Origin of the sequence: Methanobrevibacter sp. UBA417 (genome assembly GCF_002508845.1) — an archaeon.
Classification (GTDB): Archaea; Methanobacteriota; Methanobacteria; order Methanobacteriales; family Methanobacteriaceae; genus Methanobrevibacter_A; species Methanobrevibacter_A acididurans.
Map to the genome: position 1 here is coordinate 1 of NZ_DAZC01000011.1, position 11,997 is coordinate 11,997.

At 26.1% G+C, this 11,997-nt stretch carries 11 protein-coding genes and 1 pseudogene; 5 read left to right on the plus strand and 7 right to left on the minus strand.

The window, feature by feature from the left end:
- The first annotated feature begins 82 nt into the window (after window positions 1-82).
- From BP769_RS01370 to BP769_RS01385, 4 genes and pseudogenes are all read left to right on the plus strand, one after another.
- On the plus strand, window positions 83-853 hold the full coding sequence (locus BP769_RS01370; RefSeq protein WP_413861847.1) for a transposase: 771 nt from the start codon (window positions 83-85) through the stop codon (window positions 851-853).
- Between the two features lie 26 nt (window positions 854-879).
- Entirely contained in the window at window positions 880-1,425 is a 546-nt protein-coding gene (locus BP769_RS01375) for a transposase (RefSeq protein WP_413861850.1), read from the plus strand.
- A pseudogene (locus tag BP769_RS01380) lies at window positions 1,331-1,633 on the plus strand (transposase); the annotation flags it as partial. The gene BP769_RS01375 and the pseudogene BP769_RS01380, both read left to right, overlap by 95 nt.
- Window positions 1,634-1,924: 291 nt before the next feature.
- Window positions 1,925-2,497 carry a glycosyl transferase gene (locus BP769_RS01385; protein ID WP_413861853.1) on the plus strand — a complete coding sequence of 191 codons (573 nt, stop codon included), beginning with the start codon at window positions 1,925-1,927 and terminating at the stop codon, window positions 2,495-2,497.
- A 2-nt stretch (window positions 2,498-2,499) separates the two neighbouring features.
- Here the strand turns inward: BP769_RS01385 and BP769_RS01390 are convergent, their stop codons facing one another.
- The 7 genes from BP769_RS01390 to hisS all read right to left on the minus strand — a co-directional run bounded on the left by BP769_RS01390 (window position 2,500) and on the right by hisS (window position 10,816).
- A complete protein-coding gene (locus tag BP769_RS01390) occupies window positions 2,500-3,576 on the minus strand; it encodes a hypothetical protein (protein WP_413861855.1) in 1,077 nt (358 codons plus the stop codon).
- 28 nt (window positions 3,577-3,604) lie between these two features.
- On the minus strand, window positions 3,605-4,903 hold the full coding sequence (locus tag BP769_RS01395; protein ID WP_413861857.1) for a zinc-ribbon domain-containing protein: 1,299 nt from the start codon (window positions 4,901-4,903) through the stop codon (window positions 3,605-3,607).
- A 288-nt stretch (window positions 4,904-5,191) separates the two neighbouring features.
- A complete protein-coding gene (locus BP769_RS01400; protein WP_413825764.1) occupies window positions 5,192-6,280 on the minus strand; it encodes a hypothetical protein in 1,089 nt (362 codons plus the stop codon).
- A 141-nt stretch (window positions 6,281-6,421) separates the two neighbouring features.
- Complete coding sequence (locus tag BP769_RS01405; RefSeq protein ID WP_409198858.1) at window positions 6,422-7,168, minus strand: sugar phosphate isomerase/epimerase family protein; 747 nt, start codon at window positions 7,166-7,168, stop codon at window positions 6,422-6,424.
- A gap of 14 nt (window positions 7,169-7,182) precedes the next feature.
- Entirely contained in the window at window positions 7,183-9,054 is a 1,872-nt protein-coding gene (locus BP769_RS01410) for a PINc/VapC family ATPase (protein WP_413861859.1), read from the minus strand.
- 32 nt (window positions 9,055-9,086) lie between these two features.
- Window positions 9,087-9,500, minus strand: a complete 414-nt coding sequence (gene hisI, locus BP769_RS01415; protein WP_409198856.1) for a phosphoribosyl-AMP cyclohydrolase — start codon at window positions 9,498-9,500, stop codon at window positions 9,087-9,089.
- 29 nt (window positions 9,501-9,529) lie between these two features.
- Complete coding sequence (hisS, locus tag BP769_RS01420) at window positions 9,530-10,816, minus strand: histidine--tRNA ligase (RefSeq protein ID WP_413861861.1); 1,287 nt, start codon at window positions 10,814-10,816, stop codon at window positions 9,530-9,532.
- Between the two features lie 280 nt (window positions 10,817-11,096).
- Here hisS and aroE point away from each other — a divergent pair, with 280 nt between their 5' ends.
- Complete coding sequence (gene aroE / locus BP769_RS01425; protein WP_413861873.1) at window positions 11,097-11,969, plus strand: shikimate dehydrogenase; 873 nt, start codon at window positions 11,097-11,099, stop codon at window positions 11,967-11,969.
- Window positions 11,970-11,997 lie beyond the last annotated feature (28 nt).

An 11,997-nucleotide genomic window follows, 5' to 3' on the forward strand; every position in this document is an offset into this window, starting at 1 on the left:
CTTGCTTATTTTTTAGTTAATTTTATATATTAGGCTGTACAATGTATTATTAACGATAATATTATTGTAGGTGTATTTTTTTATGGTTTTAAGAGATGACACTATTGGTCAGAAGATGTTGATTCCTACGGATTTAAGAGAGATAATTCCGAAGGATCATCCATGTTACTTGGTTGAGAACATAGTTGATAGAATTAGTTTTGATGAAATTGATAATCAGTATCGTTATACTGCGGGTGCTCGTGCTTATTCTCGGAAAATGTTGTTACGTTTGGTTTTAATGGCTACATTTGATGGAGGCTTATCAGGTAGGGAAATTGATGGCAAAACTCATACAGATTTGAGTTATATGTATCTTGCAGGTATGCAAAAACCTGATTTTCGCACAATTAATCGGTTTAAAAAGGATAATAAAGAATTAATTGATAAGGCATTTGAAACTACAATTTTAGTTGCTGAAAAAAAGGATTTAATTAAAATAAATCACATTGCGATTGATGGGACTAAAATTAAAGCAAAAACATCCATTAATATTTTAACTGATAAAAAACAATTAGAACTACTTAAAAAAATCATAGAAAAAAGTATAAAACTTGACGAAGACGAAGACGAACAATTAACTGATGAATCTGGTAATAAAGTACCAATAGACTTAACTGATAAAGAAACATTTGATAAGATATATGACATGGTTAAAAAAGAGTCTAAAGGTGATAGAAACCAAGATAAACTCAGATTATCCAGTAAAAGACTTATCAAACAAGCAAGTAAAAATCCAGAATCTGCACAAAAAGTTTTAAAAAAAATCAACCACATCAACACGGAACTAAATAAAAGCCAAAAAGTGTCATAAGTGTCAACGACCCAGAATCACGTTGGATGCTGAATAAAAAAGGCAAATGGGAATTTAATTACAACTACCAAATAGCAGTCGACGATTACAAAGGATTCATACTCTCAGCCGAAGTTTATCAAAACCCTACAGATCATAAAATGTTAATACCTGCAATCGAAAATGTGGAACACATTTTCGGACCATTACATCCCGGAACACAAATATCCACTGATAATGGATACTCAACAGACGAAAACGCAGAATACTTAGAACATAAACAATTAGATGGATACATATCAACACGAAAACTCTCAAGAATCCTAAAAAAATACAATATAAAAGAAAATCCATATTCAAAAGACAATTTCACTTACAATCATGAAAAAAACGAATACATTTGCCCATTAGGACAAATAATGAATCTAAAAGGAACATACAAAAACAAAAAACAGTACACAAAAACAGTTTTACTGGACCAAAAAATGCCACGATTGCCAAGTAAAAGAAATATGCACAACCAAAAACCATTACAGAACCATAACAGATTACGGAAACCCATCCAAAATCAGAATGCAACACAAAATGGATGAAAAATGGGCACAAGAAATATACGCACAACGATCAAAAACAGTAGAATGGCCATTCGGACACCTAAAACGCAACATAAAAATGATAGAATTCAACTACACAGGTATAGAAATGGTAAATACAGAAATAAAACTACATGCAATAGGACACAACCTCAAAAGACTATACAACGAACTAAATAAAACAACAAAAAACCAAGAAAATAACTAAAAAAATGCATTGAAAACTAGAAACAAATAAAAGAAAAACAAAAAAAATCAAAGCTAAGAAAAAAATTAAAAATTTTTATGACCCAACCTCAAAAATTTTATAGTAATTATACTTTTTTTATAAGAATATATAAATTTTTATAAAAAATTTTAACCAAAAAATAGGAAAATAAAAGACCAATTAAATATAAAAACATTAGGGAAAAATTATTATTATATTGAAAAAATAATAATTAGTAGTTATATAAAAATAAAAGTTTTAATAGTAAATATTATTTTAGGGATTAAAAGTATGAGTAAACCAAGTAATCAGAATCATAACAAAAATAATTATAATAAAAAGAAGATTCAAGACTTAGAAGGTATTATTGAATTGAAAGATGGGGAAATAGATGAGTTAAATATGAATCTAAGTCAAAAAGATGATAAGATTAGTGCTTTGAAGTCCCATATTGCTAAGTTTAAATTTGAAAAACAAAAAATGGAATTAAAATTAAGTAGTGAAGTGAATAATGAGAAAGCTAAACTTAAAGAGTTAGATGATTTACAAGTTAAGATTAATGAAAAAGTTGAAATTATTGAGGATAAACAAGATCAAGTTAAATATTTAAGAAGTTTAATTGATGATTATAAGGTCCAAATAGAAAATAATACTGTTAATTTAGAAACTCAATTACGAAAGATTAGTAAAACTTATGAAGGGCTTCTTGAGCAAAAGGATAAGATTATTAATAAACAAGATGAAAATATAAAAGAGTTAATTGAAAGTAAAGAACACATTATTAAAGCTAATAAGACAAATATGATTAGTTTAGAACTTCAAAATGAGAATTATAGGAAAATAATTGATAAATTTGAAAAATAATATTAATCATTATTTATATCCTTTATTAAATAATTTAAATTTTTTAAGTGTTTATTTAAACTAATTTCAGTTAATTCTTCTTTTTCCTTGCTTTGTTGATAAAATTTTTTTATATTCTTTTCATATTTTTCTAAAATTTCACAATATTCAATTATGTGCTTATTTTTATCATTTATCCAAAAATTGATCCGTGGTATAAAATCATACCCTATACTTTCAATTATGAGTAATTGTGAATAATTTTCTTTATAATTAGTATACTCCTCTAAAAAATTTTTATAATCTTCTATCCATTCATTGTTATCTATTATATATTCTTTTAAAACATTGTCTTTTATTAAAATATAATCAAGATTTAATCCATAACTTATTTTTGAATCATATTTTGGTATTTCATTCACTTTTTCTTTTATAGTAATGAAATAATCATCAAGATAGTCTTCTATATTTTCTAGATTACTTATTAAGTGTGTTGAATCTATGGTAATTTGTAAAGTTTTATTATTTGTGTTTTTAATTAATGTTTGTGTTTGATTTTTAATTGTAACCATTTTTTCTAAGAATCTATTTAAAATTTTTTGGAATTTTTCATAAGATGTTAATAATTCAACAGACTGTTTTTCTATATTTTCATTTATTACAGGTAATAATATTATCTTGTTAAATATGTTATATTGACTGTGACTTATTAATTCAATTGTAGATAAGTATACTTCAGGTAAGAGAAATACTTCTGCAATGAAACTATTGAACTCTGAAGTGTTAGGGTTTTCAATGTTAATAATTTGAAATACCTTGTTAAAATTTTCATATAATTTATTATTCTCCTCATTTAATAAAGGCCCACTTTTATTTAAATAATTGCTTAATTCTTTTAAAGTATTTAATAAAATTTCATGTATACTGTCTACCCTTTTTAAATCGTTTTCTTCAAAAGCTTCTTCTAAGGAATAAATTAAATCATCATCAAAAGATTCAATAATTTGTAAATAATTATCATAAAAATCTTGATGTACACTTTTATACTCATCCATAAATTCATCACTAGTTTCAGAATCTAAATCATTATTTTGAATCAAAAAAATAACACACTCCACCTTAACCTATTTAATGCATCCAATGCCCACAAGAAGTACAATAATCATAATCTGAATAAAGCAAAAGTCCACACTGAGTACAATAAACCTTATGATTTGGCTTCAAATTAGGTTTAATAATACTACCACAATTAATACAATAAACAGTATCTAAAGTATTTCTTTCACCACAATGTGGGCAAATAATAAATTTCTCCCTTTTATAACCATTTTCAATATTTCTTTGAACCCTACGCAATCTGCGCTTTTCAATTGCAATATCATTTAATATTTCCTCTTGTTCTCGATAATTCATTTGATCAATAGTTTCTCTTTCAAAATTCAAATCATCAATTAAATCTTGCATTTCACAAGGTTGTTTCTCAAACAAAAGAGTTTTACGTTTATTAATAATTTTACGTTCATTTAACAAATAATCTTTCTCTTCATTAGCATCTTTTAAGTCAACTTTCTCCTGCTGAGTTAAAAAAGATTTATTTTCTAAAGATTTAATTTTCTTTGTAATATCAGTTAAATCTAAATTCACATTATTTAAAGCAGCATATAATTCATCTAATTGTCTTTTATGCTTTTTTTTCAAATCATGAATTTGATCATCCCGACGTCTTTGATAATCTATTAATCTAGTGTTTTTTGTTTCTAATTCCTTTTGAAGTTGATATTTTTCTAATTCATCAGAGTATAACTCTTCAGTAATAGGGAAATTTTCAATCTTTTTAGCTACATCCTGATTAATATCCAAATTTTTTAATCTTTCACCACATTCCGGACAATACCTATTTTCTTTTGATACTTCAAATCCACAAGTAGGACATAATAATGGAGGTGTAATTTTTTTATCACCTGCTAAAGCTTCATCATATAATTGTTGAATATATTTTTTATCTTCATATAACATTGCACTATATCCAGGGATTTCATATTCTGGATCTTCATATTTCTTATAAAACCATTCTATAATATTATAAATTATATGATGTACTGTGTATGCTTCATCAATATCACCTTGATATGCTTGATGAACTACCATATTACGAAGATGTCGGATTTCATGAAAATCCTTTGTTAAACGAGAAGATAAAACTTTTTTATCAAATAAATAATCTATGCGAGATTCTTGAGTAGTTAAATCACTAATAAGAACATCTTCATATTCACAGACTTTATTGATAATATTTTCTGCAATAGATCCCCCCATAGTAAGAACACTCATACTATTTTGATTATACAAATTAAATTCAAGCTCCTTTGTCATTTTTTCGATTTCAGGAAACTTATCTTTTAAAAATGTGAAACAATAATCAACCATAAAATACATACCCAATAATTTATAATTATTTATTATAATATTAGAATTAATATAAATATTTATCCATAAAAAAAGATTTTTATAATGTAATGTGTTAAAATATTTTTTAAATTTAGTTAGATTATGTTAAAAAAAGTTTTAATAAATAGGTTAGTAATATGGGAAGGTTTAAAAATTATTTTTTAATTCCTTAAAATTTTTATTAAAATTTTATTGGATTTGGTTTGGTATGTGAGAATTAAAAAATTTTTTTAAATTTAAAACCTTCCCATAAGCATGATATATGATTTATTGATATTTCATTATGAAACGCTTAATATCAAATACAATATTATCCAATCTGTCATTATAAATATCTATTAATGATATTATTTCAGATTTATGTTTTTGATTAGCTTGTGAATTTTTTGTTAATGATTTTAAAATTCTACTTATTTCATCTTGATGAGGAATTATGAAACGGTTTAATATTTGGTTTAAGTATGCTATTTGATTGTTAGAAAAATTATTAAAATTTTCATTTAAGTAATCAAAACCATGCTTGTTTATTGTTGAATTAATTTTACTTATCATGAATTGGAATATGAAAGGCCAATCAATATTGTTTTTTATAATATCAACAATATAATCTAGGGCATCTTCAGGATTAGATTCATTTTCCATATTATTTATATAATCAGATAAGTCATCAAATCCACTGAATAAGTTTTTCTGCTTATTTGTAATTTGAATATTAGTATATTTTAAGTAAGATTTTAATGATTTACAATCAATAGCAGAATTTAATAATTTATTATTTTTTTCACTCATACTTAATATTTCATCAAAAAAGAGCAAAATGTTTGATAAGTACTCTTTATTAAATAAAATTTGATTTGTGAAATGATAGTTTACTTTTTTCCTTAATTTTTTCACTTCACTATTTTCTTCTTTACTTGTGGGATTATTTAATGTATCATTCCATATGATGAGTTGATTATTATAGTAATTTAAATCGTTTTTAAAGGAAATAAAATTCGCTATTGTTTCACATAGTGTTTCATTTTCATTACCTGGAATTTTTAAATTATAATTTTTTATAATATTTGCTACACTTATGTAAGTATCATGAGATTTATGTTGTAAGATTTTTATTGATAATTCACAAATATCTAGTGATTTTTCTAAGTTTTGAAGGATTTGATTATTAATGAAATCTGTTAAATCATTACTTGATTCATCTAATTTTATTATTAATCCAGTGTATTCATTATATATTTCACTATATTCTTTATAGAAATCTTCATTTAATTCTTTGATTTCTTCTATTTGGGTGTTTATTATTACTGGATCTATTTCAATATTAATATCATTGCGGAATGTTTTATTTTGAATCATGTTTTGATTTTACCTCCTTAAAAAAATAATTTTAAATTTTTGTTTTCCAGGTCTAATTAATAATATTAAATTATTATTTAAATATGAATTTTCCAAGAGCATTTGAAAAATAAAAAAAGATTTATAAAAAAAGAATATAGATTAAATGAAATTATTATTTTTTAAGTATTCTAAACTAATCTTTAATGATTCAGGATTATTTGCTTCTATAATGTAGGTGCCCTTATAATTTTTTTCATCAAGAAGATATAATACCTGTTTTAAATCTATACTGCCTTCACCTAATGGCAAGTGTGAATCATCATCACCATTATTATCATGCAAATGTATGTGTTTAATTCTTGGAAAATACATTTCATTTTCACTAAAACCTGCAGTGTAAGCATGACCAATATCAAAAGTCATAAACATATCTAAATTATCAAGTGTAGAATTTAACCTATTAATATCAGTATACATAAAACCAGGAATAAGGGGCATATTCTCAATTAAAGGCATAACCCCAGTACCAGAACTATAATAATGAATTTCTTTAAAAGAATCAACACAAATATCATAAATATGATCTTCATAAGGTTGACCCAAAAAAGAAACCTTACCTGGATGAATAACAACATTTCTAGCACCTAAACGAGCAGCATCATCAATACTATCTTTTAATTCCTGCATACTAGCTTCTCTAATACTGCGTGTTAAACTGCAAATATTCATATCAATAAGGGGACTATGAACACTATAAGTAAAATCATAAGAGTTTAATAAATCAAAATCCAAATCATGATTAGGATAAGATTTAACAAGCTCCACAAAGTCCAAATCTAAATCCACACAATAATCCAAAAACTTTTCTAAATCAGTGCTTGCTAAAGTTGATGCTCCAATATTCATAATAAAACCTTTATTTAATCATTTCTTCTTCTTGCAAAAATTCCAATATTCTCATCAATAGCATCTAATAAGATATCTGTTAACTCCAAACCACGACGTAAACGTATTAAACCACTTTTACCAACAGTAGCAGTGAATAAATAGTCATCACCTACAAAAATATCAAAACTAGAACCAGTACTATCTTTTGGGAATTCTAAATTAACACCTTTCTTATTAACTTGACAAGGTATTCTTAAATCATCATCAGGACCTTCATTTAAAATTTCAATACTTATACCAATACCGATTTTACGTTCTAATTCATCAATACGTTTACCGCCACGTCCAATAATTTTAGGACGATACTCATTCGGAACTGAAACTCTTACCCTATTAGGTGAAATAATTTTAGCTTCAATTTGTGCTCCTGGAATAACCTTTTTAACATCCCTAATAATTTGTTTTTCAGCTATACGTTCAACACTACTAGATTCATCTTCCTCAGAACCTTTTTTACCTACTTGTTCCACATCTATAACAATAGTTTGTTCCCCATAAGTATAAATCTCATTCTTTAAATCACCAGTTAATAAATCTCTAACTTCTATAACTGGTCTAGCTAAATCTTGTTCTTGCATACCACTTGGTACTTTAACAGTCATTCGAGTTTCATAAACACTACTAATATGGCCTTCATCTATAAAAATAGTTGTATCAACAATACTTGGAATAACACCTAATTCAACACGATTAGTTATTCTTTGAATAGCATCTATAGGTTTAGTAGCATGAACCACACCAACCATCCCCACACCTGCAAGTCTCATATCTGCAAAAATTTGAAAATCATAACTTTTACGTAACTCATCATATATTGTTACATCAGGACGTACAAGTAAAAGAATATCAGCTGTTTTCTCCATATCCCCCTCTAAAGGAGAATATTGAGTAATTTCATCGGGAACTTGTAAATCACGAGGAGATTCCATAGTTTTAACAACTTTACTCATATTCTGACTAAAATAAGTAGCTAAAGCTTGTGCAAAAGTACTTTTACCTGCACCTGGAGACCCACTAATTAAAATACCATGATCACCTTGACTAATACGATTAAGTAAATCTTCACTTATATTATAATCTTCAAGTGATACTTCAGCAACAGGTCTAACAGCAGTTATTTCCATTGCTTCACTGAAAGGTGGGCGAGTGATACTAATTCTTAAATCTTTAGATTGAACTACAATAGCTCCCTTCAAATCAGCTTCTAAATATGTTCTTTTATCATTACTTGCCTTTTCAAGAATTTCTTCAGCAAAGTTTTCTAAATCATTATATGAAATCTTATTTTCTGAAATTTGTACAAGTTCAATATGTCCAGGTGTTCCTTTCTTAGCAAAAGCAGGAACATTTTCTTTTAAATGAACACTCATTGTATCTGCAGTGAAAAATTCCATAATTTTAAGATCTTTATCTCCATGATATTTTTGAGCATTATAAATTACATTTAAACCTTGTGCTTCTGCAGTTTCGGCTTGAACTTTATCACTTGTAACAAGTATTGCATTTTCATCACGTGCAACATCCCTTATAAGTGCATCAACTTCCCCTTTTCTGGCATCTATAATTTCAGAAGTATTAGGTCTTCTTCCTGTAAAATGAATATTTAAATATTGATTTTGAGCTAATTTTTGTAATTCTTTTAAATTATTTAATCCTGTGAATCCTGTTGGTCTACTATTGTTTGCTTGGTGTTCTAATTCCGCTATTACAGCTTCAGGAATAATTATTTCTGGATAAATTAAATCATCATTGTCGAGGATTTTTTTTATTGTTCCTTCAATTATTGCACTTGTATCTGGGACGAATCGTTTTTCTTCATCTTCTTCAGTTATATCGTAATCCATTTAAAAATCCTCATACTTGTTTTTTTTAATAATTATTGTTTTCCATAAACTTCTTCTGGATTAAATAATCTTTCACTAATTGTTTTTATTTCATCATCAGATATATTAGTAATATCTTTTGTTTTTAAATCTAATTGTCTAAAGAAACAACTTCTATATCCTAAATGACAAGCAGCTCCTTTTTGATCTATTTTTAAAATTATTGCATCTGCATCACAATCAAATAATATCTCATGGACTTGTTGTGTGTTTCCACTACTTTCTCCTTTCATCCATTGTTTTCCACGAGATGTACTATAATAATGTGCTTTACCAGTTTTTAATGTATCTTGTAACGCTTCTTCATTCATAAATGCTACCATTAAAACTTCATTTGTTTGATAATCTTGTGCTACAGCAATTATAAGATTTTCACCATTTTTTTCTAATCGAAAATTCATTTCCATTAATTTATTCCTCCTTTAAATAATTTTAATTATAAATGTTTTTTAATAGTATCAGCAAGTACATTAACACTAACAATTTCTTGTTCTCCACTATACATATTTTTAAGTGTTACTGAACCTTGATCTAAATCTCTTTTACCTACCATCACAACATAAGGAACTTTCAATTTATTAGCATGTTTTAATGCTTTTTTAAATTTTCGAGTAGATAAATCCACTTCAGTTTTTACTCCTTGATTTCTAAGTTTTGTCGCTATAGTAAATGATTCAAAGTGTGTTTCTTCATTTATAGGTAAAACATAAGCATCAATATAAGGAGTTAAAACTTCTGGTTCTTTAATTGCATTCATCAATCTATCAAATCCAAAAGCAAAACCTGTAGATTCTACTTCATCACCACCAAATATTTTTATAAGACTATAAGTTCCTCCCCCACAAACTTGTTTTTGTGCTCCAAGTTCAGGAATGTATACTTCAAAAACTATTCCAGTATAATAATCTAAACCTCTTGCTACACCTAAATTTAGTTTATAATTTTCAAGATTATAACTATCTAAAGCTTTTATTAAATCTTTTAATTCATCTATACTATCTACAGTTTCTTCATAATCCCCAACTAAATCTTCAATATTTTTAATAATATTTTTATTCCCCACCATATCAATTAAGTCAATGAGTACTGCATTTAATTCAGGATTATCTATTAATGGTTTTTCCCCAATAAGAGATTCTTTTAATAAATCTTTATCCCCTTTATCTATTATTATCATTAATTCTCTTTGAGTATCAGAATCTATATCAAAGTGTTTGAATAATCCTCTTATAATTCCAAGATGGTTAATATGTATCTCTGCAGTTTTTATACCTAATCTTTCTAAGGAAGTATTACACATACTTAATACTTCTGCTTCACCATCCGGACTTCTTGCTCCTATGAGTTCACATCCAAATTGCCAAAATTGTCTAAATCTGCCTTTTTGAGGTCTTTCATATCTAAAACAACTACCATAATAATATAATTTAATTGGTTTTGCTGTTTTTGTTAATTCATTTAAATATAATCTAGCAACTGGTGCTGTGATTTCTGGACGTAAGGTAATTTCACGATTACTTTTATCCTTAAAATTATACAATTGATCCACTATTTCTTCACCAGATTTTGTTGTGAATAATTCTAATTCTTCAAACATTGGTGTTTTTATTTCTTGAAAAGCATATGATTGAAAAACATCACGTAATATATTTTCTACTCTTTTTCTTTCTCTCATTTCATCAAATAGGAAATCTCTTGTTCCTCTAGGTCTATTAAATTCCATAAATTGTTTATCTCCATGAAAATAATTTTTTTATTAATATAATTATAATTTATTAATGTTAAAAATTTATTATTAATTAAATATTAGTTGTTATGCTTATTAAAAATATTTAATAAAAATATGAATTCAAAATAAATAATACTATAATAAAAACTTTCTTAATCCTTTAATATATTTATAAGATAAAAAATAATAATAAATATATTAAATACTGATTTTTATTTATAATAATAAAATATTTTAAAATTAAATTTATCCATAAAGGTGAAATTAAAAAATGATTATTGATGGAACAACAAATATTATTGGAGTTATTGGAGATCCTATAGAACATAGTTTTAGTCCAATAATAAATAATGCTGCATTTGAATATTTAAACTTAAATTATGTTTATTTACCTTTTCATGTATTAAGTGAAAATCTTGGATCCGCTATTGGAGGAGCTAACAAATTAAATATTAAAGGGTTAAATGTAACTATACCTCATAAAAAAAATGTACTTGTAACTTTAAATCACTTAGATCCTATAGCTAAAGAAATTGGAGCAGTTAACACTATAAAATTCGAGAATAATGAAGCTATTGGTTACAATACAGATGGAATAGGATGTTTACATGCCTTAGAAAATAAAACAAGTGTAACAAATAAAGACATACTTGTAGTTGGTGCTGGTGGAGCAAGTAGAGCAATATGTCACCAATTAGCACATTCAGGTATAAACTCATTAACAGTGATAAATCGGGATTTAGCTAAAGCAGAGGAATTAACAAGCAATATTAAAAATACTGGAATACTATCAGATTTAAAATATGACAATATGGATAATTTAATACTTCAAGCACAACAAACAGATATCTTAATAAACACAACACCCCTTGGAATGAAAGGATATCCTGACCAAAACCCTATATTACATGCTGATGAAATACCTGAAGACATAATTGTAAATGATATAGTATACAATCCAATTGAAACAAACTTAATTAAAGAAGCAAAAGAAGCAGGAGCAAAAACAGTAAATGGTATAAAAATGTTAATTTATCAAGCTGCAGAAGCAATAAAAATATGGACTGGTGAAGAAGCACCAAAAGACATAATGGAAAATAAATTAAGAGAAATTTTAAACACAAACATAGAAGAAAAGAAAATATAAATCCCAATATTATTCTTTCTTTTTAAAT